Raw genomic sequence first — 26893 nt, 5'->3', positions numbered from 1 at the left:
TCAACGTCCCCCTGAAGGCGGCTGGGCCCGCCCGAAATCCGGTGCCGAGGTATCTTGCCCGGCTTCGATGATTCCCCGACGAATGGCGCGGGTCCGGGTGAAATAGGCGTGCAGATGATCGCCGTCTCCCAGCCGGATCGCCCGTTGCAGCGCAAAAAGCTCTTCGGTGAACCGTCCGAGAATATCCAGTGTCGCGTCCCGGTTCGTCAAGAACACATCGCGCCACATGGTAGGGTCACTGGCGGCAATCCGCGTAAAGTCGCGGAAACCCGCCGCTGAATACTGGATAACTTCGCTATCCGTGACCCGGCGCAGGTCATCCGCGACGCCAACCATGGTGTAGGCGATCAAATGCGGGGTGTGCGAGGTGACGGCGAGCACCAGATCATGATGCGCCGCATCCATCTCGTCGACCTTGGCCCCCATGGATTCGCACAGATGGCGCAGCCGGGCGGTGGCCGCCGGATCGGTGCCTTCGGCCGGGGTCAGCAGCCACCAGCGGTTCTGGAACAGCGTGGCAAAGCCCGAACGCGGCCCCGAATGTTCGGTGCCCGCAATCGGATGGCCCGCCACGAAATGCACGCCTTCGGGGATATGCGGGGCGACAGCATCAATCACCGCCTGCTTGACCGATCCCACATCGGTCACGGTGGCACCGGGCATCAGATGCGGGCCGATTTCGGTGGCAATTGCCCCCATCGCCCCGACCGGCACCGCCAGCACCACCAGATCGGCACCGACCACCGCCTCTGCCGCCGTGGCGGCGGCGCGGTCGATGAAACCGATCTCCAGCGCCACAGCGCGGCTTTCCTCGGATTTGGCATAACCCACAATCTCGCCGGCAAGCCCGCCTGCCCGCATGGCATGGGCCATGGACGAGGCGATCAGCCCCAGCCCGATCAGCGCGACGCGACCATAGATCGGCGCGGCGGGTGCAACAGATCCCGTCACTTCACACCTTTGAACTGGGCGATGGCATGGGCCACGCGGCGACAGCTTGCCTCGTCGCCGACAGTGATGCGCAGGCAATGCGGCAGCTTGTAGCTGGACACACGCCGCACCAGCAGCCCCTGCGATTGCAGGAACAGATCACAGGCTTCGGCCTCATCGGCGCTGGCCAGACGCGCCAGCACGAAATTCGCCATCGACACATCAGAGGGCACACCCACCTCGGCCAGCGCCTCGGCCAGCCAGATCCGCATCCGCGCATTGTCGGCGCGGCAGCGGTTGACGAAATCCTGATCGCGCACGGCGGCCTCGGCGGTCTCCAGCTGGGTGTTCGACAGGTTGAACGGCCCCCGGATCCGGTTCAGCACGTCAATGATGGCTTTGGGCCCATAGCCCCAGCCGATCCGCAGCCCGCCCAGACCATAGATCTTCGAGAAGGTGCGGGTCATCACCACATTGCTGCTAGCCTCGACCAGGCTCAGCCCGCCATCGAAACCTTCGACATATTCGGCATAGGCCCCGTCCAGCACCAGAATGGCCTGCGGCGGCAGGCCCCGCGCCAGCCGCGCCACCTCGCCCGCCGAAATCATCGTGCCGGTCGGGTTGTTGGGATTGGCGATGAACACCAGCCGGGTGCGCGGCGTGCAAGCAGCCAGCAGCGCATCCACATCGGTCACCCGCTCCCGCTCGGCCACCTCGACCGGGGTCGCGCCGACCGCCATGGCCGAAATACGATACATCAGAAAGCCGTGTTCGGTGAACAGCACCTCATCCCCCGGCCCGGCATAGGCTTGGCACAGGAAGGTGATGATCTCGTCCGAGCCCACGCCACAGATGATCCGCGCGGCATCCAGACGATGCACATCGGCAATGGCCTGACGCAGGCTGGCGTGATCGGTATTGGGGTAGCGGTGCAGCTGATGCACCGACCGGGCGAAGGCATCTTTCGCCTTGTCGGACGGGCCGAACGGGTTTTCATTGGACGAGAGCTTGACCACATTGCTCACCCCCGCCACATGGGCTTTGCCACCTTCGTAAAGGGCAATATCCATGATGCCAGGTTGCGGGCGGATGGTATCGGTCATCGCTGTCTCCATTGCATAACGCGCCGGGTGTAGCGTCGGGGCGGCGTCTTTGCCAGTGGCATGTTGCCCTGCCCCGGAAAGAAAGGCCGCCCAAACCGTCGTGGGCGGCCAAAATGTCAGTGTTTGGTGGTTTTTCCGGCCAGCCAATCCATCAGCGCCAGCAAAACACCCGAGGCAACGAAGGTCAGATGGATCGCCACCATCCAGAACAGCTGCGTCTGGTTCAGCGGCACCTCACTGCCCTTCTTACCGATCTCCATAAAGACTTTCAGCAGATGGATCCCCGAAATCGCCACGATGGAGGCGATGAGCTTCATCTTCAGCCCCGAGAAATCCACCTTGCCCATCCACGACGGACGGTCGCGATTGTCTTCCAGATCGAGCTTGGAGACGAAGTTCTCATAGCCCGAAAACACCACGATCAGCAGCAGGTTCGCCGCCAGCGACAGGTCGATCAGCGTCAGGATCGCAAGGATCCCCTGATCGGCGGTCAGGGTGAAGGTCTTGGGCGCGTAATAGGCCAGTTCCTTCAGGAAGATCACCGTCAGCATCGCAAGGCTGACCACCAGCCCCAGATACATCGGCGCCATCAACCAGCGCGAGGCGAACAGCCCCTGTTCAAAGCGGGTTTCGATATTCGGTTTGTGCGACGACATGATGACATCTCTTGGCTGCAATGGAAAAGGCCCGCCAATTTGGCGGGCCCCAAGGTCGATAACCGCCCAAGCCTTGCGGCCGGGATCAGTTTTTCGCGTAGTATTCGACGACCAGGTTCGGTTCCATCACGACCGGATAGGGCACATCGCCCAGAGCCGGGGTGCGGATGAACTTCACGGTCATCTTGGAGTGGTCGACTTCCAGATAGTCCGGCACGTCACGCTCGGTCAGCGCCACGGATTCCAGCACGATGGCCAGTTGCTTGGACTTCTGGCGCACTTCGATCAGGTCGCCTTCCTTGACGCGGTAGGACGCGATGTTCACGCGGTTACCGTTCACGGTGACGTGGCCATGGTTCACGAACTGACGGGCAGCGAACACAGTCGGCACCAGTTTCGCGCGGTAAACCACGGCGTCCAGACGGCGCTCCAGCAGGCCAACCAGCATCTCGCCGGTGTCGCCCTTGACGCGTTCTGCTTCGTTATAGATTTTGCGGAACTGCTTTTCGGTCAGGTCACCATAGTAACCCTTCAGCTTTTGCTTGGCGCGCAGCTGGGTGCCGAAGTCGGACAGTTTGTTCTTGCGGCGCTGGCCGTGCTGGCCCGGGCCGTATTCCCGCTTGTTCACCGGGGATTTGGCGCGGCCCCAGATGTTTTCGCCCATGCGGCGGTCAATTTTGTATTTGGCAGCGGTCCGTTTGGTCATCGCTGATCTCCTTCTCAGTTCGCGAAGGGCGTTGTCCTTTCCCTCTGCCCTTGCGGGGTTCGGGCGACAGGCATCCCCTTGCGGGGTCCACCAACACCAATGAAAAGCCCCGGAATTTCTTCCGGGACCGTGGCGGGGCTTATACAGGCGCGCCGGGCCGAGTCAACGGCCCTTTGCCGCAGGTGCCAATTATCCGCTCAGGCCGCCATGTCATGCCGCAGGATGGCCGCTTCCGAGGCCGACAGATTGCGCCGCGCGTAATCGCCATAGCTGTGCGGATCGGTGGCGATGCCGGGCAGATGGCCCATCAACACCGCGCGCTGCGCCGGGTCGATCGTGTCCAGTGCGGTGTTCGACGGGTGGAAGCTTTCGGTTTCCAGCCCATTGGCAAAGACGATATTGTGCCATTCCAGCAGGACATGAATATAGGTCACTTCGCGCAGCGCGTGATCCACCGTGACACTGTGATCGTTCAGCAGATCCTCGGCGGCCACCAGCACTTCGGGGCTGTTGAACAGCGATTGCGCCGCCGCGCCGCGCACCAGCATCCGGTGCTGCGGTGACACCAGCAGATCATCCTCGGGCCGACCCAGCCCCAGCGCACCGGCGCGAAAGCGGATCGGGCGCAGGTGCGGCATGGCATATAGGCGCGCGCCGGTCATGCGGCGGTGGCCGGTCCACAGGATTTCCTGCGGGCCATTGTCCTTGGTCAGGATGCGGTCGCCGGGGCGCAGATGTTGGATCAGGCGCGGCCCCTCGGCCGTGGCAATCCGGGTATCGGGGGTAAAACAGATCACCCCGCCCGCCTGACGCGCCCCCGCCCCCTTGTGGGTGCGGTCGATGGCGATGCGCACCACCCACATATCCACATCATGCGGTGGCAGATCACCCACGAACATCACCAGCCGCGCGCCGGTATCGGGCACGTCGATCAGGGTGACGGAATAGGTATGGTGCCCGTCGGTGATGACAAAGCCCTGTTCGGCCTCGTCCATCCCCGGTTCGGGATCGGTCATCGCTGCCGCATCGCCCTGCCCGAGCGATGCCCCAACCAGACGGCGCACCATGCGCGCCGCGCGTTTGCGTAAATCCGCTGCCCCCTCGGCCGCATCCAGAATCAACAGAGATTGCGGCCCGTCCACCCGGACCGGCACACCCGTCCAGCGCCAGGATGCCCCAACTGTAAGGGCATCGACAGCGGCCGACCGTACTCCATCAGTTTCTGTCTGCGACCAAGATATGACAAACGTGCCTTGAGAGCCCGTTTTCATGCCTGACTGCCTGCTCGTTTTGTTTTTTATTACTAAAAAGTTAACAGGCCATATCAGGCTTGGCTATGATTTTTCGGCAACAATCCGCGCAATTCGGCAGAATTATCAGCGCAAAGATGCAGTTACGCGCCGTTCTTCATGTTCAGAACCGCACCCGCAGCCGCAACGAGCCGACAACCTGGCTGTCGGGCTGATCGACGTATTCCTCGCCGAGCCAGGTCACACCATAGAAGACCTCGGACTTTTCGCCCTGCCAGTTGAACCCGGCCCGCAGGCGCGCGCGGGTGTCTTTCAACTCGGCCTGACCGCCGCTGGGCAGATAGACGCTGTCCAACACCCGCGCCACATCGCCGCCTACCGTCAGGCTGGTGCCCGGCAGATCCGCCCCGGCAACGCCTTCGACGCGCTGGCCCGTCACGGTGTCGCGCACCAGAAGGCCGCCGCGCCCGAATTGGCCCAGCACCAGATCGCCGCCGACCCGCACATAACTTTCCACCCCGGCCTGCGCTTCAACGAAGGGGCGCAGGGTCAGGCGGTCGGACACAACAAAGGTCTGGCCCAACTCGCCGCGCAAGGTGGGATGCACGCCATTGGTGATCTGCGTGCCCAGAACCGTTGGTGTGTCCAGCCCGACAAGATCATGGATCTCGCGCTGAAAAGCACCGACCCCGGTCTGCGGCCCGGTGAACACCAGCTCGGCCCCCAGCGTTGCCTCGGCCTGCCCCAGCGCAAAATGTGTGGCCATGCCCGCCGCGATGACCCCGGCATATCGCCGGTCCGCCGGATTCTTGCGGGTCAGGCTTTCGGGGGCGATGATTTCACTGCGCAGCCGGAATTCCAGCAACTCGCCAAATTGCCCCGGGACAGAGCCCCCCCAGCGCGGCGCGCGCAGGCGGCTGACGAAATAGCTGCCGGTGCGCCAGCGGTCGCGCGTGTCACCAAGGGCATCGTTGGAAAACAGCCGCGCGAACCCCAGCGTCACCCGCTCCTGCGCCGTTGCGCCGCCCGCCATACCAACAACCATCAGTGCAGCACAGGCCGCAGCAAGGAGTGCCTTCTTCATCGTCATATCCAGTTCAAAGGCCCCCCAGCCGTGGGCCGATCCTAACCCGAAGCCCAAGCGCCGCGATAGTGCAGCCATGCAACAGTCCTTGAGAGGCGCGCAAGGGGGGGATGCAGCGGATAATTCCCAAGTGAAAGAATCGGACTTTACAAATCAAAGTCTTTTTGTCACCTTTCCCACATATCCAAGCCAACCCTCCTCGGGCCAGCCCGGATCGCACCGCCGCAGCCGCACCGGCCGCCAGACCCCGAGGACCGAATATGAAAGCGCCCCAGCCCGGCCCTTTGGCCGAACCTGCCACCGATCTGAGCCTGCCGGAGATGCTCCGTCAGGTGCTGGAAGGGCTGATGCCGGTCACCCCGGATCTGACAGCCCTTCTCGATCGGATGGAGATGACCCGATGAACATGCATGTCGAAACCTTTGGCCTGCTGGCCGACACCACCCCGTGCCACGATGCGACCAACCTCACCGAAGGTGGCAACCTTGCCCGCATCATCCTCAACGGTCAGGTCTACTCGCTGCGGATCACCCGCGCGGGCAAGCTGATCCTCACCAAGTAACCGCTGCCCGTTGCAGCCGGTGCCAGCCCCGGAATAGCCCTGATGAAGTCCACCCTGCTTGCCGCCCTTCTTACCACTGCCGCCCTGCCCGCCCTTGCCGTGACCCAAGGCGAGGTGGTGGAAACCTATGCCGCCATCGCAGAGGCCAAATATGCCGACAGCCTTGCCACCGCGCAGGCGCTGCAAACGGCGGTGGATGCGCTGATCGCGGCCCCGTCCGCCGAGGCGCTGGACGCGGCCAAGGCAGCATGGCTGGCGGCGCGTGTGCCCTATCAGCAGACCGAGGTGTACCGCTTTGGCAATGCCATCGTGGATGACTGGGAGGGCCGGGTGAACGCATGGCCGCTGGATGAAGGCCTGATCGACTATGTGGATCCGTCCTATGGCCAGTCCGAGGAAAACGCGCTCTCGACCCTGAATGTGGTGGCGACGCCGAAGTTCACCATCGCGGGCACCGAAGTGGACGCCACCGAGATCACGCCCGCGCTGATCAAGGACACGCTGCAAGAGGCCGATGGCATCGAGGCGAATGTCGCCTCCGGCTATCACGCCATTGAATTCATGCTATGGGGGCAGGATCTGAACGGCACCAAGCCCGGCGCAGGCGCACGGCCCTATACCGATTACCGTCAGGACGAAGGCTGCACTGGCGGCAATTGTGACCGCCGCGCCGCCTATCTGAAAGCCGCGACCGACCTGCTGGTGGCCGATCTGGAAGAAATGGCCGCGAACTGGGCGGTGGCTGGCGCGGCCCGCGTGGCTGTGACCGAAGATCCGGCCAAAGGCGTGCAGGCCATTCTGACCGGCATGGGTAGCCTGTCCTATGGCGAACAGGCGGGCGAGCGGATGAAGCTGGGCCTGATGCTGAACGACCCGGAAGAAGAGCATGACTGCTTTTCCGACAATACCCACAACAGCCATTTCTACGACGGCCTCGGCATCCAGAACGTCTATCTGGGCCGCTATGCCCGCCCGGATGGCTCGGTGATTTCCGGCCCCTCGCTGTCGGAACTTGTCGCCGACAAGGATGGCGCGCTCGACATGCAGCTGAAGGCCGAGCTGGAAGGCTCTGTCGCGGCGCTGGCCGCGCTGAAGGCGGCGGCGGATGGCGGCTTTGCCTATGACCAGATGCTGGAGGCCGGTAACAAGGAAGGTGAGGCGCTGATCATGGGGGCTGTCACCGCCCTGGTGACGCAGACCGCCTCCATCGAACGCGCAGTGACGGTGCTGGGCCTGACCCCGACCGGGTTTGAAGGCTCTGACAGCCTCGACAACCCCTCTGCCGTTTTTCAATGACCCATGGCGGAGCGCGCAGCCCGCGCTCCGCAGCCTCTGTGGAAAGAAGCGCCATGATCGTTTGCCATTGCATGAACATCACCGATCACGACATCCGGGCCGCTGTGGACTGGATGCGCGCCTCTGACCCGGAAACCATTGTCACACCTGGAAAAATCTATCACGCCTTGGGAAAACGCGCCGATTGTGGTGGCTGTATGCCGGTTTTCCTTGAAACCATGCGTGGTTGTGAGACGTTCCAAGTACCCATGCACCTGCGCGGCCTGAACCGCCGCGCCACAGACACAGGGAAAAGCCATGAAGGGCGACGCCAAGGTTATCGAGTATCTCAACGCGGCACTGCGGTCTGAACTGACTGCGGTCAGCCAGTACTGGCTGCATTACCGCTTGCAGGAAGATTGGGGATTTGGCCGTCTGGCCGATAAATCCCGCGCAGAAAGCATCGAAGAGATGCAGCACGCCGACAAGCTGATTGCGCGAATCATCTTTCTGGAAGGCCATCCCAATCTGCAAAAGCTCGATCCGCTGCGGATTGGCCAGAACCTGAAAGAAACGCTGGAGGCCGATCTGGCCGCCGAACACGGCGCGCGGACGCTCTATATCGAGGCGCGCCAGCATTGCGACAAGGTGGGCGATTACGTCACCCGGTCGCTGTTCGATGCGCTGCTGGCGGATGAGGAAGGCCATATCGACTTCCTCGAAACCCAGCTGGGTCTTTATGACAAACTCGGCGAAGAGCGCTATGGCCTGCTCAATGCCAAACCCGCCGATCAGGCAGAGTAATCGACAGGGGCCGCACCAGCGGCCCCCTTCTTTTTGGCCCGGCATGGGGGGGTGCCTGCCCCGGCCCAAAGCCCGGCGCTAGGTTATTGCCCAAGCGCCAGAACCCCGCTACAAAGCGCGCAGGAGATGATGTCTGCGTAGCTCAGCTGGATAGAGCACAGGATTCCTAGATCAAATTGGGCGTTGCGCAGGGAAACGGCGCAACGGATCTGCTCAAAGTCGGGGAAAGCTGCGGCGCGGTTTGCGCCATGCCAATCCCGAGCCAAGCCCGATCTTTCGGGAAGGTGTAGAGACTGGACGGGCAGCGCCTAAGGGTTTGCGAACCTAGGGTGAAGGGACAGTCCAGACCACGAACGCCTGTTGGCGGCGGCGAAAGCCGAAGTGGTATGAATCCTGGGGCCGTGGGTTCGAATCCCGCCGCGGACACCATCTCCTGCCTGCCACCCTCATGCGCTAGACCCGGGTCAACAGCAACCGGATCCCGGCATAACCGAACAGCAGGGCCAGCGTGCCTTCGACCCAGCGCCGGGTACGCAAGTAAGCGCGGCCCATCACGGCGGTCGAAAACACCAGCGCATATCCCACAAAGACCACCACTCCCAGCACCGCGCATCCACCCAGAATCGCGGCCAGCGTATAGCCCGCCGCATCGGGCCGCAGCCCCAGCGACAGGATCGCAATCCAGCCCAGAATGGATTTGGGGTTGGACAGATGCAGCAGCACGCCCCGCACATAAAGCGCCCCACGGGTCATCGCGGGTCCGGTCTGTATCTGCCGCGCCTCGGCCGTCAGCGCCGATTTCGCGGATTTCCAGGCAAAATACAGCAGATAGAGGCCCCCGGCGATCTTGATCGCATAAAGCGCCCCGGCAAATCGGGCCAGCAGCGCCGAAATGCCCACAGCGGCCAGACCGGCCCAGATCAGGCTGCCGGTCATCACCCCCAGCGCCAGCGCCACTGCAGCGGCCCGCCCCTGCCGCATCGCAACCCCCATGATCGCCATGGTGCTGGGGCCGGGGCTGGCCACCGCGACCAGATAGGTCAGATAGACCAGCATCAGGGGATGGAAAGGGTCTGGCTGCACGGGCGCGCTCCGCGTGATGTTGCGGCCATGGTGGACGGCTTTGCCCGGCCATGCCAGCCGCAATCCCGCCGCAGCGCGTGGTTTTTCGGGCTTGGGCAGCGGTGGCTCCAAAAGGTCACATTGCCCCCGCCGCATATTCCCCATAAAAACGATCAGGAACCGCGCCTGACGCATCGAGATCACCATGCACCGCTGCCTTGCCCTTCTGCTCGCCTGTCTGGCCGCCACCCCTTCCTTGGCTCAGACGCTGGATGACTGGCATCTGACCATTGTCCCCCGCACCGCCGCCGAGGCCGCCCGCATTGCCGGGGTGCTGGCGGCCCCGCTGGATTTCACCAAGGCCGAAGCCTTCGAGGATAAACCCGGCGGCGCTGCGACCGTGCGGGCGCGAGACACGGCGGATGCCTTCTCGCTCAGTTCGGCCAATATGCCGTTTGACCGTGAAATGGATTTCAAGCTGGGCAACGGGCTGTTTCGCAAGACCTGGGTTGCCTCTCCCGCCTCGACCCGCGCGTCGGACGGGTTGGGGCCGTTTTACAATGCCCGCGCCTGTCAGGATTGCCACCTGAAAGACGGGCGTGGCCATCCGCCGGAAAGCGCCGAAGATGGCCGCGTGTCGATGTTCCTGCGGCTGTCGATCCCCGGCGGCGACGCCCCGGCCGAGATTGCCGATTACCTCGCCACCCTGCCCGAGCCAACCTATGGCGGCCAGTTGCAGGATCTGGCTGCCCCCGGCCTTGCCGCCGAAGGCCAGATGGCCATCACCTATACCGAACTGCCGGTGCCCCTCGCGGATGGCAGCATCGTCACCCTGCGCCAGCCGCAATATGCGGTGGAGACGCCGGGCTATGGCCCGCTGCACCCCGACACCATGCTGTCGCCGCGCGTCACGCCGCAGATGATCGGGCTGGGGTTGCTGGAGGCCATTCCCGCCGCCGACATCCTTGCCCATGCCGACCCCGAGGATGCGGATGGCGATGGCATTTCCGGCCGCGCCAATATCGTGATGAGCGTCGACCATGGCGTGCCGATGCTGGGCCGCTTTGGCCTGAAGGCGGGCGCCGCCACCATCCGCGAACAAAGCGCCGCCGCCTTTGCGGGCGATATGGGCCTGTCGACCCCGCTGCACCCCGATCCCTGGGGCGATTGCACCCCGGTGGAAACCGTGTGCCGCATGGCGCTCCACGGGCAAGAGCCGGGCCTCCGCGACGGGCTGGAGGTCGATGCGCAAAGCCTTGATCTGGTAACTTTCTATGCCCGCAACCTCGCCGTGCCTGCCCGCCGCGCGGTTCAGGATCCGCAGGTGCTGCGCGGCAAGGCGCTGTTCCACGATCTGCAATGCGCTGCCTGCCATGTGCCGAAATTCGTGACACACCGGTTGCAGAACCAGCCGGAGCAGAGCTTTCAGCTGATCTGGCCGCACAGCGATCTGTTGCTGCATGACATGGGCGAAGGGCTGGCCGATCACCGCCCCGAGGCCCGCGCCACCGGCACTGAATGGCGCACCCCGCCGCTTTGGGGCATCGGGTTGACGGCGCAGGTCAGCGGTCACAGCTATTTCCTGCATGATGGCCGCGCCCGCAACCTGCTGGAGGCGGTGTTGTGGCATGGTGGCGAGGCGCAGGCCGCGCGCGATGCAGTGATTGCCTTGCCGAAACCCGACCGCGATGCCCTGATCGCCTATCTGGAGAGCCTGTGATGAAGCGCCTTGCCCTGCTGCTCTGCCTTGCCAGCCCCGCCCATGCCGATGTGGCCGAGGCGGTGGCCGATCACGCGCTGCCCGGTCTGGCCCGCTTTGCCGAAACCACCGCCGCGCTGAATACCGCCGCACAGGCCGATTGCACCGCCGAGGCGCTGCGCCCGGCCTTCAACACCGCCTTCGACGCCTGGCTGGGCGTGGCGCATCTGCGGCTTGGCCCGGTCGAGGATCAGGGCCGCGCACTGGCGATTGCCTTCTGGCCCGACCCGAAGGGGCTGGGCGCAAAAGCGCAGGCCGCCTTGCTGCGCGACCCCGATCCGGCCCGGCTGACGCCGGAAGGCTTTGCCGAGCAATCAGTGGCGCTGCGCGGGCTTTTCGGGCTGGAGCGGCTGCTTTACCCCGCAGAGCCGCTGCCGCCCGAGGCCGCCTGCGCCCTGACCCGCGCCACCGCCGCAGATCTGGCGCGCATGGCCGCCGAGGTTGCGGCGGGCTGGACCGATGGCTTTGCCACCACGCTGACCCATCCCGGCCCCGACGCGCGTTATCTGACCGAAACCGAGGCGCGGCAGGCCCTGCTGACCACGCTGATCACCGGGTTGGAGTTCAACGCCGATCAGCGGCTGGGCCGCCCCTTGGGCAGCTTTGACAAACCGCGCCCCGAACGCGCCGAGGCCCGCGCCTCGGGGCGCAGCCTACGCAATATCGACCAATCGCTGCGCGGATTGCAGGGGCTCGCGCAGGCGCTGGTGCCCGAGGCGCCGAAAACCCAGGCCGCCTTCGCCCGCGCCATTGCACGGGCAGAGGCGCTGCACGACCCGGTTCTGGCCGGTGTTACTGAGCCGCAGGCGCGGCTGAAGCTGGAGATTCTCGCACAGGACATCCGGGCCATCCGCGATGCCGCCATGGCCGAACTCGTCCCCGCCCTGGGCGCGGGTGTCGGCTTCAATGCCGCCGACGGAGATTGAGCCGATGCAGCGCCGCGCCTTTCTTGCCAGCCTGATCGCCGCCACCGCGACCCCGCGCCTGACCTGGGCCGATGCAGGCAGCCCCGCCTTTCTGGCCGCCGCCAAGACCCACGCCGGGGCCTATGTGCTGCAAGGGCTGTCGGCGGACGGCGAGACGCTGTTCGCGCTGCCGCTGCCTGCGCGCGGCCATGCTGCCACCGCCCATCCCACCCGGCCCCATGCCGTCGCCTTTGCCCGCCGCCCCGGCACCTTCGCGCTGGTGATTGATTGCGCCACCGGCACCGAACAGGCCCGGCTGACGCCCCCCGCAGGCCGCCAGTTCAACGGGCATGGCTGTTTTTCGGCTGATGGGTCGGTGCTCTATACCTCGGAAGTGGTGGCAGAGACCTCTGAAGGGCGGATCGGGCTGTGGGACAGTGCCAGCTATACCCGGCTGGCCGAATGGCCGAGCGGCGGCATCGGGCCGCATGACATCAAACGTCTGCCGCTGTCGGAGGATCTGATCATCGCCAATGGCGGCATTGCCACCGACCCGGCGGATCGTCGCAAGCTGAACCTTGACACGATGCGCCCGAACCTGACCCGCCTGACCGCCGAGGGCGTGATTGCCGATCAGGCCGAATTGCCCGGCGCACTGGCGCAGAACTCCATCCGCCATCTGGCACTGTTGCCCGATGGCACCGTGGCCTTTGCGATGCAATGGGAGGGCGACCCTGCCGACCCGGTGCCGCTGTTGGGCCTGTGGTCGGGCGGCGTGCCGCGCCTCTGCCCGCGCGACGATGCCGATGCCTTCGTGATGCAGGGCTATGCCGGATCCATCGCGTATACGCCCGTCATCGATGACATCGCCATCACCTCGCCACGCGGCGGTGCGGTGCAGGTGTTTGCCCGCGATGGCAGCCCCCGTGCCACCCTGCGCCGGGCGGACGCCTGCGGCATTGCGGCGGGGCCGGGCGGTTTTGTGCTGACCGATGGCAATGGCGTGATCTCGCAGGTGACGGCTGAGGGGTTGACGCCGGCGCGCCGCACCGAATTGTCATGGGACAATCACTTGATTGCACTGGCCTGATCCTTGCCGCAAGCTGCCCCGAAGCAGCACAGGTGCCCGATGCAACCGCCCTATCCTTCGCCCGATCTGACCGGATATGAGCCGGGTTATGACATTCCCGCCCTGCTCGGCTGGCCGGTGCAGCAGGTGCATACCCCGGCGCTGCTGATCGACCTTGATGCGCTGGAGCGCAACCTTGCCACGATGCGCGCGGCCTGTGCGGACATGGGGGTCAGCCTGCGCGCCCATGGCAAGATGCACCGCAGCGCCGACCTGGCGCGGCTGCAAATGGCGGTCGGCGGCGCGGTGGGTCTGTGCTGCCAGAAGGTCAGCGAGGCCGAGGCCTTTGTGCGTGCGGGCCTCCGCGATGTGCTGATCAGCAACGAATTGCGCGATCCGGCCAAGCTGGACCGGCTGGCGCGGTTGCCGCTGCTAGGGGCGCGCGTGGCGGTCTGTGTCGATGATGCCGCAGCCATTGCCCCGCTGGCCGAGGCCTGTGCCCGCCATGGCACGCAAATTGATGTGCTGATCGAGATTGACTGCGGTGCCGGGCGTTGCGGCATCGCGCCGGACGCCGTGGTGCCGCTTGCACAAATCATCGTTTCCGCAGGCCTGAACCTGACAGGGGTGCAGGCCTACCATGGCAAAATGCAACATATCCGTGATTTCGCTGCCCGGCAGGCCGAGGCCGCCCGCGCCGAAAGCCTGACACGCCACGCCGTCGGGCTGCTGCGCGATGCCGGGTTTGCGATTGCCACCGTCACCGGCGGCGGCAGCGGCAGTTTTGGCTTTGAAGGCACCTCCGGCCTGTGGACAGAGCTGCAATGCGGCTCTTATGCGGTGATGGATGCCGATTATGCTGCCGTCCGCGATGCCGAAGGGCAACCGCTGTCGGCGCGCTTCCCTCCGGCGTTGCAGGTCTTGACGCAGGTGATGAGCCTGCCCCGTCCCGGCCATGCCGTCTGTGATGCCGGGCTGAAATCGCTCAGCGGGGAAAGCGGGCTGCCGCTGGCCGAAGGGTTGACCTGCCTTGGCCTGTCGGATGAACACAGCGAATTTGCCGACCCGGATCACCGCCTGAAGGTGGGCGACCGGATGCGGCTGATCCCCGGCCATTGTGCCCCCACCATCAACCTGCACGACTGGTTGGTTGGCCTGCGCGGCGACAGGGTAGAATGTCTGTGGCCTGTCACTGCGCGCGGTCGCAGCTTTTGATCAAATCATCATTGATCCTGCGCCCGCCGCGTGATCAGACTGCCGGAAAATCACCCCAAGCCAAGAGGGTTCGCCATGCGAGTGTTCATCAACGGTTTTGGCCGCATCGGTCGGTCGGTGCTGCGCGCCTGGGCCAAGGGCGCGGCACCGGGCCTGCAGATCACCGGCATCAATGACATCGCCGCCGCCGAAATGTGCGCCTATCTGTTTGAATATGACTCGGTGTTCGGGCCATGGCCCGGCACGGTGACGCTGGCTGAAGGGGCGCTGGTGGTGGATGGCCGCGCCATTCCGCTGCACCGCACCCCCGATATTTCCACCCTCGGCTTGCAGGGCACCGATCTGGTGATGGAATGCACCGGTCGCGCCGACGCGCAGGAGGTGGCTGAACGCGGCCTGCGCGCGGGGGCGTCGCGGGTGCTGATCTCGGGCCCCTCGGCTGCGGCCGATCTGACGCTGGTGCTGGGCGCGAATGAGGCGGCGCTGCGCGATCAGCGCATCGTTTCCAATGCTTCCTGCACCACCAATGCGCTGGCGCCGCTGGCGCGGCTGATCCATGCGCATTGGGGCATCGTGACCGGCTCGATGACCACGATCCATTGTTACACCGGCAGTCAGCCCACGGTGGATGCGCCCGCCGCCGATTTTTCGCGCTCGCGCGCCGCAGCGCTCAGCATGGTGCCCACCACCACTTCGGCGCAGCGCCTGCTGGATCTGGTGTTGCCCGATCTGGCCGGGCGGCTGGAAGGATCGGCGGTGCGGGTGCCCACCGCCTCGGTCTCGGCTGTGGATCTGTCGGTGATGACCGAACGCCCCTGCGATGCGGCCAGCGTCAACGCCGCCTTCCGCGCGGCGGGCGGTGTGATCGGGGCCACCGACAAGGCGCTGGTGTCGACCGATCTGCGCGCCCGCCCGGAAAGCATCGTGATGGCCTGCCCGGAAACCCGTGTCACCAGGGGCGGCATGTTGCGGGTGTTCGGCTGGTATGACAACGAATGGGGCTTTTCCAACCGCATGCTGGATGTGGCGCGGCTGATGCAGGGCTGACCGCTTTGGCGCGGGCCGCCATGGACAGGCGACCCGCGCTGCGCTACCCCAAGCCCATGCCAAGATATGCCATGATCATCGACTATGACGGCGGCCCGTTCGCGGGCTGGCAGCGCCAGTCGCAGGACCAGCCTTCGGTGCAGGGCGCGGTCGAGGCGGCGCTGGCCCGGCTGGAGCCGGGGCCGCATACCATTGCCGCCGCAGGCCGCACCGATGCCGGGGTGCATGGCACCGGGCAGGTGGCGCATTGCGATCTGCCGCGCGACTGGGATCCGTTCCGCCTGTCTGAGGCGCTGAACTTTCACCTCAAGCCATTGCCGGTGGCGATCGTGCGGGCGGTGCGGGTGGCCGATGCGTTTCACGCCCGGTTTTCCGCACTGGAGCGGCGCTATACCTTCCGTCTGGTGCAGCGTCGCGCGCCGGTGACGCATGACAAGGGGCTGGTCTGGCAGGTGCTGAACCCGCTGGATGCCGAGGCGATGCGCGCAGCGGCCGCGCATCTGGTGGGGCATCACGATTTCACCACCTTCCGCTCGTCGATCTGTCAGGCGGCCTCGCCGGTCAAGACGCTGGATGAGATCCGGATTGAAACCCTGCCCTATCCCGGCGGGCAGGAAATTCGCTTTCACCTGCGCGCCCGCAGTTTTCTGCACAATCAGGTCCGCTCCATCGTCGGCACGCTGGAGCGGGTGGGCGCAGGCAGCTGGCAGCCCGAAGATGTGAAAACCGCGCTGGAGGCCCGCAGCCGCGCGGCCTGCGGCCCGGTCTGCCCGCCGCAGGGGCTGTATCTGACCGGAGTCGGCTATCCGCAGGATCCGTTTGCCGACTGACGGCAACCGATGCGGCGCTGGACCGCAGCCGCCCGCTCGCCTATGAAAATACAGACGATCTGAACAAAGGACACGCGCCCCATGATGGACCTGATTGCCTCCCAGGTGACGGACCCGTTCCGCATCGGCCTGATCATCGCGCTGATCTATACCGCGCTGCGCACCCGTGCGGCGACCGGCATGGTGGTGCCGCTGCTGGCGGGGATCGTGTTCGTGGCGGTGATCATTCCGGCGACGGCGATTACCAGCAATGCCGCGCCATTCTGGACGCAGGTTGCAACCGGGGTTGCCGCCAATGCCGTCCTGCTGCTGATCGGCCTGGGCATCTGGATGGGGATCGAGCGCGCCCGCCGCTGATCAGCGCGGCAGGTCGAGCAGGCGGCGCACCTCGCGCCGCAACTCGGTCAGCTCGAACGGTTTCGAGATGAAACCGTCGGCCCCCAGCTCCAGCCCCTTCTGCCGCTCCATCGCGGAGCCGCGCGCCGTCATCATCAGGATCCGCACATCGGCCAGCCCCGGATCGCGGCGCACATCGGCGCAGATCTGATAGCCCGAAACCTCGGGCAGCATCACATCCAGCAGCACAAGATCCGGATGGGTGGCACGGATGCGCCCCAGCGCCTCGCCGCCATTGGCGATGCGGTCCGGCTCATAGCCTTCCCGGCTCATCAGATAATCCAGCGCGAGGGCGATATTGTCCTCGTCCTCGATCACCAGCACACGATGTCTGCGCGGGGAGACCGTCATGGCGCGCCCCCCGGATCGCGGGGCGGCACAGGGCTGCGGCTGAAGAAAAGGGCGGCGCGCGCCCTCTTGTTCCGCGGCAGGCAGGCAGGCAGGGGATGTCTGGCGAAGGAAAGGGGCAGAGCTGTCATCAGACCGATCCTGACATGGAGTGCGCAATCACCGCAACAGCAGAGCTAGAGAGGCTGGCACGGGCCGGGGGCGATGCCCCGGCCCGTGCCATCACATCAGGCGAAATCAGTTGTTCGCGTCAGAGAAGATGTCTTTCTTGTGGGTGCCGCCCGGCACGAAGATCGCACCGATCACCACCGTCATCAGCGCCACGACGATGGCATACCACAGACCTGCATAGATATTGCCAGCCTGGGCCGAGATGGCGAAGGCGGTTGCAGGCAGCAGACCCCCGAACCAGCCGTTGCCGATATGGTAGGGCAGCGACAGGCCGGAATAGCGGATCCGGGTCGGGAACAGTTCCACCAGCATGGCGGCAATCGGGCCGTAAACCATCGTCACCAGAATGATCAGATAGGTCAGGATGGCCACGATGGTCAGTTTCTGGCCGGTGAAGATGTCAAAGAACCCTTCGGCCTTGGCCACGGTGGTGTTGTCTGCGGCCACCATCGGATAGCCCGCACCTTTCAGTGCATCGTTCACGGCGGTGTCGAAAGCTTTCTTCGCGGCAGCAGCTTCATCGCCGGTCACTTTGGTTGCATCATAGGATGCAATCTCGGTGTCGCCGATCTTGACCGTGGCAACCGTGCCCGCCGCAGCTTCAACCGTGGTCGAATTCACCGACAGACGCGACAGCGAGGCTTTGGCGATGTCGCAGGACGAGGTGAACTTGGAGGTGCCGGTCGGGTTGAACTGGAACGAGCAGTCTTCCGGATCGACGGTCACGGTCACCGGGGTCTGGTGTGCCGCATGCAGCATCGGGTTGGCGGTTTTCGTCAGCAGTTCAAACACCGGGAAGTAGGTGATTGCCGCAATCAGGCAGCCGGCCAGAATGATCGGCTTGCGGCCGATCTTGTCGGACAGCGCGCCGAAAAATAGGAAGCCGCCGGTGCCAAGGATCAGCGACCAGGCCACCAGCACGTTGGCGGTAAAGCTGTCGACCTTGATGACGTTCTGGATGAAGAACAGCGCGTAGAACTGGCCCGAGTACCACACCACGGCTTGACCGGCGGTCAGACCCAGCAGGGCGATCAGGGCGATCTTGGCGTTTTTCCACTGGCCGAAGGCTTCGCGCAGCGGTGCCTTGGATTGCGAACCCTCTTCCTTCATCTTCTTGAAGGCGGGGGATTCATTCATCTGCAGGCGGATATAAAGCGAGATCAGCAGCAGGAAGATCGAGCCGAGGAACGGGATCCGCCAGCCCCAGGCATTGAACGCCTTCATCATGGCAGGCGTGCCGTCGGGGTTCGAGGTGGCAAGGCCTGCGGCATCCAGGATCGGCTGATCCGGGTAATTGCCGTTCACATAGCCCTGCACCATCAGGATCACGATCAGCGACAGCAGAAGGCCGAGCGTTGCCGTGGTCTGGATGAAGGCCGTGAAGTAGCCGCGCTGGTTGGCCGGCGCGTGTTCGGCCACATAGACCGCAGCACCACCATATTCACCGCCCAGGGCAAGACCCTGTGCCATGCGCAGCACGATCAGGATGATCGGTGCCGCAACACCCCAGGACTGGTAGCCCGGCAGCAGACCGACGAGGAAGGTCGACGCGCCCATGATCAGGATCGTCGCAAGGAAGGTGTATTTGCGGCCGATCAGGTCGCCCATGGCACCGAACACCAGCGCGCCGAACGGGCGCACGATGAACCCTGCCGCAAAGGCCAGCAGCGCAAAGACGTTGCGCGTGGCTTCGGGGAAGGCGGTGAAGAACTGCGCGCCGATAATCGCCGCCAGCGAGCCGTAAAGGTAGAAGTCATACCATTCGAAGATCGTGCCAGCGGAGGAGGCGAGAATGACCTTCTTCTCCTCCGCCGTCATGGGACGGGAGCGGACCGCTGCCACATCCGTTGTGTTCATTGCCATTGGGCATCCTCCTTGTTTGTCCGGAACTGCGTCCGGTCTATGATGCAAGCGTACGTCTGCCGTGCCGGTCCAGGCAGGACCGGGCCAGATCCCCTGTTCGGGGTGTCGCTTCTGTCATTATGTGCGTCCCGCCTGAGCGGTGCGCCTCCCCTCATTCCCTCGACCGGGCCTCTCCCCCGGACGTGGGTCTCCCCTATGCCGAAACGCGGGTCACGATACGGGCAAGGCCGGTGCGGATCGCAGCGATGGCACCCATCGCGTCAATTTTCTCCAGCACGCCCTTGCCATCGTAATAGGCGATCAGCGGCGCCGTCTGGGCGTGATAGGCCTTCAGCCGTTCGCGCACCGTTTCGGCATTGTCGTCAGCGCGGCGCTTGAACGCCGTGCCGCCGCATTTGTCACAAGTGCCTGCATGGGCAGGCTGCTTGAATTCGTCATGGTAGCCTTCGCCGCAGGTGCCGCAGGTGTAGCGGCCCGCCACGCGGCCCACCATCGCCTCGTCATCCACTTCAAGGCTGATGGCGGCGGTGACCTTCTGCCCCACCCCATCGAGCAGGCTGTCGAGCGCGGCTGCCTGCCCTGCCGTGCGCGGAAAGCCATCCAGAATGATGCCCCGCGACACATCCGGTTGCGCCATGCGGTCTTTCAGGATGGCCAGCACGATGTCATCCGACACCAGCTGCCCCGCCTCCATCACCGCCTTGGCCTGTTTGCCCGCCTCGGTGCCTTGCGACACGGCAGCGCGCAGCAGATCGCCGGTCGACAGCTGGACCAGACCGAAATCCTCTTCCAGCATGCGCGCCTGTGTGCCTTTTCCGGCACCGGGCGGGCCAAGCAGGATCAGAACCGCAGGTTTGGTGAGCGTCATCGTGTCGGACATCAGATTCAGCCCCGGTTCATGCGGTTTTCAATCAGCTCTTCGACCACCGAGGGGTCGGCCAGCGTGGAGATGTCGCCCAGCGCGCCAAAGTCATTCTCGGCAATCTTGCGCAGGATGCGGCGCATGATCTTGCCCGACCGGGTTTTCGGCAGGCCCGGCGCCCATTGGATCAGATCCGGGCTGGCAATCGGGCCGATTTCGGTGCGGACCCATTTCACCAGATCGCGGCGCAGATCGTCCGAGGGCTCTTCGCCGTTCATCAGCGTGACATAGGCATAGATGCCCTGCCCCTTGATGTCATGCGGATAGCCGACCACGGCAGCCTCGGCCACTTTCGGATGGGCGACAAGCGCGCTTTCCACCTCGGCCGTGCCCATACGGTGCCCCGAGACGTTGATCACGTCATCCACGCGGCCCGTGATCCAGTAATAGCCATCCGCATCGCGGCGGCAGCCATCGCCGGTGAAGTAATAGCCTTTGTACTGGCTGAAATAAGCCTCCTGGAAGCGGTCATGGTCGCCCCAGAGCGTGCGCATCTGCCCCGGCCAGCTGTCCGAGATGCAGAGCACGCCTTCGGCTTCGGTCTCCACCTGCTCTTTGGCGGTGGCCGGATCCAGCACGACGGGTTTCACACCAAAGAACGGCGTGGTGGCCGAGCCGGGCTTGGTGGCCGTGGCCCCCGGCAGCGGCGTGATCATGTGCCCGCCGGTTTCGGTTTGCCAGAAGGTGTCGACGATCGGGCAGCGGCCCTTGCCGACGTGTTTGTCATACCAGACCCAGGCCTCGGGGTTGATCGGCTCGCCCACCGACCCCAGCACCCGCAGTTTGGACAGATCGTATTTTTCCACCCAGTCCGCGCCCATGCCCATCAGCGAGCGGATTGCGGTCGGCGCGGTGTAGAACTGCGTTACGCCATGCTTTTCGCAGACGGCCCAGAACCGACCCGCATCGGGGAAGGTAGGCACGCCTTCAAACATGATCGTCGTCGCGCCATTCGCCAGCGGACCATAGATGATGTAGCTGTGCCCAGTGACCCAGCCGACATCTGCGGTGCACCAGAAGATGTCGCCATCCTGATAATCGAAGGTGTATTGATGCGTCATCGCCGCATAGACCAGATAGCCGCCGGTGGTATGCACCACGCCCTTCGGCTTGCCGGTAGAGCCCGAGGTATACAGGATGAACAGCGGGTCTTCGGCATTCATCGGGCGCGGCGGACATTCCGGGCTGACCATATCCATCATGGCCAGAACATCCACGTCGCGACCCTGGATCCACGAGGTCTGATCGCCGGTGTGCTTCACCACAAGGCAGCGCACCTTGTCGGAGCAATGCAGCAAGGCGGCATCGGTATTGGATTTCAGCGGCGTGCGCTTGCCGCCACGCGGCGCGGTGTCGGCGGTGATGACCAGCTTGGCACCGCAATCATTGATGCGGTTGGCCAGTGCATCGGGCGAAAACCCCGCAAAGACGATGGAATGGATGGCGCCGATCCGCGCGCAGGCCAGCATGGCATAGGCCGCCTCGGGGATCATCGGCAGATAGATCACCACACGGTCGCCGCGCATCACGCCCTGCGACAGCAGCACATTGGCCATGCGGTTCACTTTTTCCGACAGCGTCTTGTAGGTGATGTGCAGGGCAGGCGTGGTCGGATCATCGGGTTCAAAGATGATCGCCGTTTGCAGCGCCCGGTCCTTCAGATGCCGGTCGATGCAGTTGACCGAGGCGTTGATCACCCCGTCCTCGAACCATTTGATCGACACCTTGCCAAAGGTGAAATCGGAATTCTTCACGCGGCTGTAGGGTTTGATCCAGTCGAGCCGCTGGCCCTCACGCCCCCAGAACGCCTCCGGGTCTGACACCGATTCGGCATACATCGACTGGTATTTTGCCGCATCGGCATGGGCATTTTCGAAACCGGCGGGAATTGCACGCATCTCTGGTGCGATACTGGCGGCTTGCTGGGTCATCGGATTCTCCCCCTCCTCGTAAGGCACGTCTTGCCCTGCGTCATCGCAAGGCCCATTCCATCCCTGACGACACTGTAAACCAAAGCGCAGAAAAACCGTAACCCTTTTTATTAATTGATTTTTTATGTAAATTCGTTGACTGAATTTTGGTCAATGCTGTAAATCTTGCAAATTACGGCCGTTCTTTGACATTAAATTTCAATGCGCTAAGCCTTCACAGACCAGTGATCTGTGGCAACATTCCGCCGATCCGGGGCCTGACTCACAACCTTTGCGCGATCCGCCGCAACGTCACATCGGCAAGGTAGCGGGGCGGCTGACAGCGAATCAGTCGGGCTTGTCGGCCTCGCCCCGCAGGGCCGACTGCACCGCCGCCACATCAGGCAGATAGCTGATCCGCGGACTGCGCAGCCCCTGCGCCAGCAGCACATGGCGCAGCGCAGGCGTTGTGCCGGTAAACCACAGATGCCCGCCCATGCGCGCCACCTTCTGCGCCAGCAGATCAAAGCTGCGCGCGCCCGAACTGTCGATCATCGGCACATCGGTAAAATCCACCACGAAGGCGCGCGGGAAATCGGCGATCCGGTCCAGCGCCGCGCCAAGCTGCGCGGCGGCGCCAAAGAAGAACGGCCCCGACAGCCGGTAGACCACCAGATCCCCGCCCGCCGCATCATAGGGATGTTCCGTCACCGGCTGCATCTGCGCCGCGTCCGACATGCGCTTGATGAACACCAGCCCGCCCAGCGCAAAGCCCACCACGATGCCTTCGGTCAGGTCGCGGAACACCACGAGCAGGAAAGTCGCCCCCACCACCAGCGCATCGCCGCGCGAGGCACGGATCAGCCCCCAGAATTCATGCTTTTCAGCCATGTTCCACGCGACCACCGCCAGCAGCCCGGCCAGGGCCGCAAGCGGGATATAGGCCGCAAGCGGCGCGGCCAGCCACAGGAAGCCCAAGAGGAACAGCGCATGCAGCATGCCCGACACCGGCCCGCGCGATCCGGCCCGCACATTGGTGGCGGTGCGCGCAATCGTGCCGGTCACGCAAAACCCGCCAAACAGGCCCGAGCCGATATTGGCCACACCCTGCGCCACCAGCTCGGCATTGGAGCGGTGCTGCCGCCCCGTCATGCCATCCGCCACCACGGCGGACAGCAGCGATTCAATCGCGCCCAGCAGCGTAAAGCTGATGGCCCAGGGCAGCGCCGCCTGCACCTCGGCCCAGCCCGGAATGGCCAGATGCGGCGCGGGCAGCAGGCGCGGCAGGGCACCGAACCGGCTGCCGATCGTCTCGACCGGCAGATGCAGCAGCGCGGCGGCAAGGCTGGCCGCCCCCACCGCGATCAACATGCCGGGCCAGCGCGGCACCAGCCGCTTGCAGGCGACGATACCGCCCGCCGTGCCCAACCCAAGCGCCAGCGCAGGCATGCTGATCGTCTCGCGCGCGGCCCAGAGCGCCGCCAGTTTCGGCACCAGCGCGCCCGGCTCTGCCATCGGCAGCGACAGGCCGAACAGATCCTTGATCTGGCTGGCAAAGATAATCACCGCGATGCCTGCGGTAAATCCTACCGTCACCGGATAGGGGATGAAGCGGATATAGGTGCCCAGACGCAGCGCACCGGCCGCAATCAGCAGGACACCCGACAGCAAGGTGGCAAGCGTCAGCCCTTCGATCCCGGTCTGCGCCACGCAGGCGGCCACCAGCACGATGAAGGCCCCAGCCGGGCCGCCGATCTGGAACCGGGATCCGCCAAAGGCCGACACCAGAAACCCGCCGACAATCGCGGTGAACAGCCCGCGCTCCGGCCCGATGCCACTGGCAATCGCAATCGCCATCGACAGCGGCAGCGCCACGATGGCCACGGTCAGCCCGGCCAGCGCATCCGCCCGCAACGCGGCCAGATCATAGCCTTCGCGCAGAACGGTGATCAGCTTGGGCAGATAGGGCCCGTCTGGGGTGGCGGGGCGGGCGGAAGGGTGGCTTGTGCCGGTCATGCTGCGCCTGTAGCGATATGCTTGGCCAGCAAACGCCCGCCCGCCCTGCCCTGTCAACTGCTGCGAGGCCCCGATGCCCGTTTCCCCCGAACCACCCGGCCCGGCGCGCGACCCAGTGCAACCGGCAGACGCGCAGGCCCGCGCCCTTGCGCAAGGCCTGCTGCACGCCGCGCGCCATGCAGCGCTGGCAGTGACCGATCCCGAAACCGGCACCCCTGGCATCAGCCGCATCGCCTTTGGCCTTGATCCGCAGGGCCTGCCGCTGACGCTGATCTCGCGGCTGGCGGCGCATCATGCAGCGCTGAGCGCGCATCCGGTAGCGGCGGTGATGGTCGGTGATCCGGGCGACAAGGGCGATCCGCTGACGCATCCGCGTCTGATGATCCGGGTGCAGGCAGAGTTGCTGCTACGGGATCATGCCGACCATGCCGCCCTCCGCGCCCATTGGCTCGTCTCACATCCGAAAGCGCAGCTTTATGTCGATTTCCCGGATTTCAGCTTTGTGCGGTTGCGCCCGCTGTCGGCCCTGCTGAATGGCGGCTTTGGCCGGGCGCATCGGCTGGCGCCCGACGATCTGGCATAAAAAAAGGGGCGCCCGGCAGGGCGCCCCGTTTCATCGGCCAGCCTTGGTCAGGTGGGCCTGTCGCAGCGCAGCGTCACCTGCACCCGGCCCTTCAGCGGCTCGGGCCATTTCAGGGCGATGCGGTCGGCATCATTGCCCTGCCGCACTTCGGCATAGGGCGCGGCAAAGGTGATCGCGTTGCCATTGTCGCGCAGCGGCCCCTCCGGCATCACGGAAACCACCGTCAGCGCCTCGCCGCGAAACGGCAGGTAATCGGCCCCGTCCACCGTCCAAGTGGCCGCCGGGCTGTTCTGATCGTGCTGGAGTGTCAGCGGGTTGACGCAGCTTTGCGACACCCCGTGGAACACATTGCCGGTGAACACCACATTGCGCGCCCGCGCGTGATCCAGCGTGGCCTGCGTGGTATCCAGCTTCTCCACCCGGTCCACCGCCCCGTTCACCGCACGGAACACATTGCCCGTCACCGACAGACCGTTGAAGAAATGCCCCGGCCCGCGCGGGCGCACCACGATCCAGCGGAACGAGGGCGCGGTATTGGTGCACATGAAGGTGTTGGAGGTCAGCGACAACCCGCCAAACGAAAACTCGCTGTCAAAGCCCGGCTCTGGGTCATGTTCATTCGACCATTCGATCCAGCAATTGTCGATGTAATTGTCCGACAGGATCGACCGGCAGTTGGTATTGGTGAACACGATGCCCGCTTGCCGCAAGCCATCGGTTTCATCATCGCCCTGGAAGAAGTGATTGCCGATCACCAGATTGCCGCCGCCTCCCAGCACCGCAAAATGCGCAAAGCGCACGATGCGGTTGTCGCGCAGCTTCAGGTCATTGGCATTGGAGTTCAATGCGATGGAGCGGCGGTTCTGCGCGGGCATCGGCTGTTCGTTCGACAGGAACTGGCACTGATCGACGATCATGCCCTGGCAGCCGGACCCGATCGAGGTGATGCCCCGATCCTTCGGCCCGGTGAACACACAATCCGCCACCCGGAAGGTCAGCCCCGAGGTGGCCAGCAGGATCCCGCTGGACCGGCCCGCGCAGTTGAAATCGATGTCGGTGATCTCGAACCGCGCCAGATTGTCGAAGCCCGAAAAATCCAGCATGTATTTGAACCGCTCGAACGTATAGGTCCGCGTGCCCGCTGCCCCCCACAGCGGCAGGCTCAACGTCACCGTGCCCGCGCCGATGTTCTTTTCCTTGACGTAGACCTCGCGCCCGACCCCGGTGCCGCTGACCCGCGCGCCAATCGGGATATTGGCGACATTGCCGACATTGGTCAGCTTGTCGGGGGTGTTGGTGCTGTAGGTGGCCACCGATGTCACCGTATCGCTGTCCCAGTTACTCGACGACGCCGCGTTCAGCAGGCCATTGGTCAGCACGCGGCGACTCGACATGCTGGTCAACCCGGTCAGTTGCGCCACATTGATCGGCCCGGTCAGATCGACCTTCCGGCCCGACAGGTCAAACACCACATGGTCGGTGAAATAGAACAGGGTCTGCAAGCCGCGCCGGAACCCCTCCAACTCGCTGCCAAAGGCGGCAGCATAGGTGTTCAGGTCGTAATTGCGCGTGCAGGTCAGCCGGGCCCCCGCAGGCATAGTCAACGTGCCTTCAAACCGCACCGCATTGTCAAACGTCAGATTCGAGGCGATGCGGTAGCTGCCAGTCGACACCAGCACCGTCCGTCCCTGCGCGGCATTGTCGGCGGCGGCGAAGGCCGCGCTGTCATCGGTGCTGCCATTGCCAATGGCGCCATAGTCGCGCACATCGACCATATCGAGCATCTTGCGGTGGAACACATCGGTCACATCCTCGATCACCAGATCGTCAATACGCACCACCCCGCCGCTTGGCCCGGTCAGATCCAGCCCGAAATGGCCATAGGCGGGCTCTACCCCCCAGACCATATCCACCCCCTGCCGGTTGCCAGAGCCGACAATCGCCTGAACGGTGACAACCTCGCCATAGCTGGTCAGTGGGATGGCAGGCCCGGTCAGCGGCACGGATACGGCAGAGCCGTTGGCCCGCGCGGCATAGGCCGCAATTCGCACATTCGGCAGATTGCCCGCCACCGCCTTCACCCGCGCCGTCACCCGCAGATAGAGGCCCGGCTCGATCGGCGTTTCGCCTTTATAGCGTAGCCGCTGCACGGATTCGAGCTTCTGAAGTTCCAGACAGCCGCTGAAATCCTGATCCGAGGGCACAAAGGCGGCATTGGGCTGGCCCGCATAGCTGGCCGATCCCGGCGTGCCATCCTCGCGCGACCATTGGCCCAATGCCGCTGAAAACGGCGGCGGCATCAGCACCAGACCATCAGTAATCGCCTTGTTCATCTGTCAGACCCTCGCCTCGTTGCACCTGAGGGCATGTGCTGCCCCGCAAGCACCGACGATTACCAAGGCGCGGTTAACGCGGCCTCAGGGCAGC

Annotated in this window: 26 protein-coding genes; 13 read left to right on the top strand and 13 right to left on the bottom strand. The window is 64.6% G+C overall.

What is annotated here, in order from left to right:
* The 6 genes from KM031_RS14195 to KM031_RS14170 form a co-directional block, all read right to left on the bottom strand.
* Positions 1-951 carry a prephenate/arogenate dehydrogenase family protein gene (locus tag KM031_RS14195; RefSeq protein ID WP_260691980.1) on the bottom strand — a complete coding sequence of 317 codons (951 nt, stop codon included), beginning with the start codon at positions 949-951 and terminating at the stop codon, positions 1-3.
* Positions 948-2033 carry a histidinol-phosphate transaminase gene (gene hisC, locus KM031_RS14190; protein WP_215506804.1) on the bottom strand — a complete coding sequence of 362 codons (1086 nt, stop codon included), beginning with the start codon at positions 2031-2033 and terminating at the stop codon, positions 948-950. Before hisC ends, KM031_RS14195 begins: the two co-directional genes overlap by 4 nt.
* A gap of 116 nt (positions 2034-2149) precedes the next feature.
* On the bottom strand, positions 2150-2689 hold the full coding sequence (locus tag KM031_RS14185) for a TIGR00645 family protein (protein WP_215506806.1): 540 nt from the start codon (positions 2687-2689) through the stop codon (positions 2150-2152).
* Positions 2690-2774: 85 nt separating this feature from the next.
* Positions 2775-3395 (bottom strand): 30S ribosomal protein S4, encoded by a 621-nt coding sequence (gene rpsD / locus KM031_RS14180; protein WP_215506808.1) that lies wholly within the window; start codon positions 3393-3395, stop codon positions 2775-2777.
* A 197-nt stretch (positions 3396-3592) separates the two neighbouring features.
* Positions 3593-4516 carry a Hint domain-containing protein gene (locus KM031_RS14175; RefSeq protein WP_306585061.1) on the bottom strand — a complete coding sequence of 308 codons (924 nt, stop codon included), beginning with the start codon at positions 4514-4516 and terminating at the stop codon, positions 3593-3595.
* 292 nt (positions 4517-4808) lie between these two features.
* Positions 4809-5807, bottom strand: a complete 999-nt coding sequence (locus KM031_RS14170; protein ID WP_215506812.1) for a lipid A-modifier LpxR family protein — start codon at positions 5805-5807, stop codon at positions 4809-4811.
* Between the two features lie 182 nt (positions 5808-5989).
* On the opposite strand from KM031_RS14170, the gene KM031_RS14165 reads away from it, so the two are divergent.
* The 5 genes from KM031_RS14165 to bfr are packed head-to-tail and all read left to right on the top strand — an operon-like array spanning position 5990 to position 8370.
* Positions 5990-6133 carry a hypothetical protein gene (locus tag KM031_RS14165; protein ID WP_215506814.1) on the top strand — a complete coding sequence of 48 codons (144 nt, stop codon included), beginning with the start codon at positions 5990-5992 and terminating at the stop codon, positions 6131-6133.
* Positions 6130-6291 carry a hemin uptake protein HemP gene (gene hemP / locus KM031_RS14160; RefSeq protein ID WP_215506817.1) on the top strand — a complete coding sequence of 54 codons (162 nt, stop codon included), beginning with the start codon at positions 6130-6132 and terminating at the stop codon, positions 6289-6291. Before KM031_RS14165 ends, hemP begins: the two co-directional genes overlap by 4 nt.
* A gap of 42 nt (positions 6292-6333) precedes the next feature.
* The gene (locus tag KM031_RS14155) at positions 6334-7587 is read left to right on the top strand and encodes an imelysin family protein (protein ID WP_215506819.1); all 1254 of its coding nucleotides are present in this window, start codon (positions 6334-6336) and stop codon (positions 7585-7587) included.
* 53 nt (positions 7588-7640) lie between these two features.
* Positions 7641-7937 carry a (2Fe-2S)-binding protein gene (locus KM031_RS14150; RefSeq protein ID WP_215506820.1) on the top strand — a complete coding sequence of 99 codons (297 nt, stop codon included), beginning with the start codon at positions 7641-7643 and terminating at the stop codon, positions 7935-7937.
* Positions 7885-8370: a bacterioferritin gene (gene bfr, locus KM031_RS14145; RefSeq protein WP_215506822.1), complete on the top strand. Its 486-nt coding sequence runs from the start codon at positions 7885-7887 to the stop codon at positions 8368-8370. The genes KM031_RS14150 and bfr overlap by 53 nt, the downstream gene beginning before the upstream one ends.
* A 453-nt stretch (positions 8371-8823) precedes the next feature.
* Here bfr and KM031_RS14140 read toward each other — a convergent pair whose 3' ends face one another.
* Positions 8824-9453, bottom strand: coding sequence for a LysE family translocator (locus KM031_RS14140; RefSeq protein WP_215506824.1), 630 nt, complete (start codon positions 9451-9453; stop codon positions 8824-8826).
* 184 nt (positions 9454-9637) lie between these two features.
* Here KM031_RS14140 and KM031_RS14135 point away from each other — a divergent pair, with 184 nt between their 5' ends.
* From KM031_RS14135 to KM031_RS14105, 7 genes are all read left to right on the top strand, one after another.
* A complete protein-coding gene (locus tag KM031_RS14135; RefSeq protein WP_215506826.1) occupies positions 9638-11152 on the top strand; it encodes a di-heme oxidoreductase family protein in 1515 nt (504 codons plus the stop codon).
* Positions 11152-12117: an imelysin family protein gene (locus tag KM031_RS14130; RefSeq protein ID WP_215506828.1), complete on the top strand. Its 966-nt coding sequence runs from the start codon at positions 11152-11154 to the stop codon at positions 12115-12117. The genes KM031_RS14135 and KM031_RS14130 overlap by 1 nt, the downstream gene beginning before the upstream one ends.
* Positions 12118-12121: 4 nt before the next feature.
* A complete protein-coding gene (locus tag KM031_RS14125; RefSeq protein WP_215506830.1) occupies positions 12122-13186 on the top strand; it encodes a DUF1513 domain-containing protein in 1065 nt (354 codons plus the stop codon).
* 39 nt (positions 13187-13225) lie between these two features.
* Entirely contained in the window at positions 13226-14380 is a 1155-nt protein-coding gene (locus tag KM031_RS14120; RefSeq protein WP_215506832.1) for a DSD1 family PLP-dependent enzyme, read from the top strand.
* A gap of 75 nt (positions 14381-14455) precedes the next feature.
* Complete coding sequence (locus KM031_RS14115) at positions 14456-15427, top strand: type I glyceraldehyde-3-phosphate dehydrogenase (protein ID WP_215506834.1); 972 nt, start codon at positions 14456-14458, stop codon at positions 15425-15427.
* A gap of 56 nt (positions 15428-15483) precedes the next feature.
* Positions 15484-16257, top strand: coding sequence for a tRNA pseudouridine(38-40) synthase TruA (gene truA, locus KM031_RS14110; RefSeq protein WP_215506971.1), 774 nt, complete (start codon positions 15484-15486; stop codon positions 16255-16257).
* A gap of 81 nt (positions 16258-16338) precedes the next feature.
* Positions 16339-16614, top strand: a complete 276-nt coding sequence (locus KM031_RS14105) for a hypothetical protein (protein WP_215506836.1) — start codon at positions 16339-16341, stop codon at positions 16612-16614.
* On the opposite strand, the gene KM031_RS14100 is transcribed toward KM031_RS14105, so the two are convergent.
* The 5 genes from KM031_RS14100 to KM031_RS14080 form a co-directional block, all read right to left on the bottom strand.
* On the bottom strand, positions 16615-17004 hold the full coding sequence (locus KM031_RS14100; RefSeq protein ID WP_215506838.1) for a response regulator transcription factor: 390 nt from the start codon (positions 17002-17004) through the stop codon (positions 16615-16617).
* Positions 17005-17238: 234 nt separating this feature from the next.
* Positions 17239-19035, bottom strand: coding sequence for an MFS transporter (locus KM031_RS14095; protein ID WP_215506840.1), 1797 nt, complete (start codon positions 19033-19035; stop codon positions 17239-17241).
* A 193-nt stretch (positions 19036-19228) separates the two neighbouring features.
* Entirely contained in the window at positions 19229-19915 is a 687-nt protein-coding gene (locus KM031_RS14090; RefSeq protein ID WP_215506842.1) for an adenylate kinase, read from the bottom strand.
* Between the two features lie 5 nt (positions 19916-19920).
* Positions 19921-21855 carry an acetate--CoA ligase gene (acs, locus tag KM031_RS14085; protein WP_215506973.1) on the bottom strand — a complete coding sequence of 645 codons (1935 nt, stop codon included), beginning with the start codon at positions 21853-21855 and terminating at the stop codon, positions 19921-19923.
* Between the two features lie 360 nt (positions 21856-22215).
* Complete coding sequence (locus KM031_RS14080) at positions 22216-23883, bottom strand: SulP family inorganic anion transporter (protein ID WP_215506844.1); 1668 nt, start codon at positions 23881-23883, stop codon at positions 22216-22218.
* 73 nt (positions 23884-23956) lie between these two features.
* Here KM031_RS14080 and KM031_RS14075 point away from each other — a divergent pair, with 73 nt between their 5' ends.
* Positions 23957-24466: a pyridoxamine 5'-phosphate oxidase family protein gene (locus KM031_RS14075; protein WP_215506846.1), complete on the top strand. Its 510-nt coding sequence runs from the start codon at positions 23957-23959 to the stop codon at positions 24464-24466.
* 47 nt (positions 24467-24513) lie between these two features.
* On the opposite strand, the gene KM031_RS14070 is transcribed toward KM031_RS14075, so the two are convergent.
* Positions 24514-26799 carry a glycosyl hydrolase family 28-related protein gene (locus tag KM031_RS14070; protein ID WP_215506848.1) on the bottom strand — a complete coding sequence of 762 codons (2286 nt, stop codon included), beginning with the start codon at positions 26797-26799 and terminating at the stop codon, positions 24514-24516.
* Between the last annotated feature and the right edge of the window lie 94 nt (positions 26800-26893).

Source organism: Gemmobacter fulvus, assembly GCF_018798885.1.
GTDB classification, from domain to species: Bacteria; Pseudomonadota; Alphaproteobacteria; order Rhodobacterales; family Rhodobacteraceae; genus Gemmobacter; species Gemmobacter fulvus.
The sequence above is the reverse complement of the archived record's forward strand: the minus strand, read 5'-3'. Positions and strand labels throughout refer to the sequence as shown.

Coding starts and splice junctions, on each gene's coding strand:
- truA (WP_215506971.1), top strand. CDS start 15,484: ATGCCAAGATATGCCATGATCATCGACTATGACGGCGGCCCGTTCGCG.
- KM031_RS14150 (WP_215506820.1), top strand. CDS start 7,641: ATGATCGTTTGCCATTGCATGAACATCACCGATCACGACATCCGGGCC.
- rpsD (WP_215506808.1), bottom strand. CDS start 3,395: ATGACCAAACGGACCGCTGCCAAATACAAAATTGACCGCCGCATGGGC.
- KM031_RS14095 (WP_215506840.1), bottom strand. CDS start 19,035: ATGGCAATGAACACAACGGATGTGGCAGCGGTCCGCTCCCGTCCCATG.
- KM031_RS14115 (WP_215506834.1), top strand. CDS start 14,456: ATGCGAGTGTTCATCAACGGTTTTGGCCGCATCGGTCGGTCGGTGCTG.
- KM031_RS14100 (WP_215506838.1), bottom strand. CDS start 17,004: ATGACGGTCTCCCCGCGCAGACATCGTGTGCTGGTGATCGAGGACGAG.
- KM031_RS14075 (WP_215506846.1), top strand. CDS start 23,957: ATGCCCGTTTCCCCCGAACCACCCGGCCCGGCGCGCGACCCAGTGCAA.
- KM031_RS14135 (WP_215506826.1), top strand. CDS start 9,638: ATGCACCGCTGCCTTGCCCTTCTGCTCGCCTGTCTGGCCGCCACCCCT.
- bfr (WP_215506822.1), top strand. CDS start 7,885: ATGAAGGGCGACGCCAAGGTTATCGAGTATCTCAACGCGGCACTGCGG.
- KM031_RS14125 (WP_215506830.1), top strand. CDS start 12,122: ATGCAGCGCCGCGCCTTTCTTGCCAGCCTGATCGCCGCCACCGCGACC.
- KM031_RS14070 (WP_215506848.1), bottom strand. CDS start 26,799: ATGAACAAGGCGATTACTGATGGTCTGGTGCTGATGCCGCCGCCGTTT.
- hemP (WP_215506817.1), top strand. CDS start 6,130: ATGAACATGCATGTCGAAACCTTTGGCCTGCTGGCCGACACCACCCCG.
- KM031_RS14155 (WP_215506819.1), top strand. CDS start 6,334: ATGAAGTCCACCCTGCTTGCCGCCCTTCTTACCACTGCCGCCCTGCCC.
- KM031_RS14165 (WP_215506814.1), top strand. CDS start 5,990: ATGAAAGCGCCCCAGCCCGGCCCTTTGGCCGAACCTGCCACCGATCTG.
- hisC (WP_215506804.1), bottom strand. CDS start 2,033: ATGACCGATACCATCCGCCCGCAACCTGGCATCATGGATATTGCCCTT.
- KM031_RS14080 (WP_215506844.1), bottom strand. CDS start 23,883: ATGACCGGCACAAGCCACCCTTCCGCCCGCCCCGCCACCCCAGACGGG.
- KM031_RS14185 (WP_215506806.1), bottom strand. CDS start 2,689: ATGTCGTCGCACAAACCGAATATCGAAACCCGCTTTGAACAGGGGCTG.
- KM031_RS14130 (WP_215506828.1), top strand. CDS start 11,152: ATGAAGCGCCTTGCCCTGCTGCTCTGCCTTGCCAGCCCCGCCCATGCC.
- acs (WP_215506973.1), bottom strand. CDS start 21,855: ATGCGTGCAATTCCCGCCGGTTTCGAAAATGCCCATGCCGATGCGGCA.
- KM031_RS14105 (WP_215506836.1), top strand. CDS start 16,339: ATGATGGACCTGATTGCCTCCCAGGTGACGGACCCGTTCCGCATCGGC.
- KM031_RS14120 (WP_215506832.1), top strand. CDS start 13,226: ATGCAACCGCCCTATCCTTCGCCCGATCTGACCGGATATGAGCCGGGT.
- KM031_RS14090 (WP_215506842.1), bottom strand. CDS start 19,915: ATGTCCGACACGATGACGCTCACCAAACCTGCGGTTCTGATCCTGCTT.
- KM031_RS14170 (WP_215506812.1), bottom strand. CDS start 5,807: ATGGCTGCACTATCGCGGCGCTTGGGCTTCGGGTTAGGATCGGCCCAC.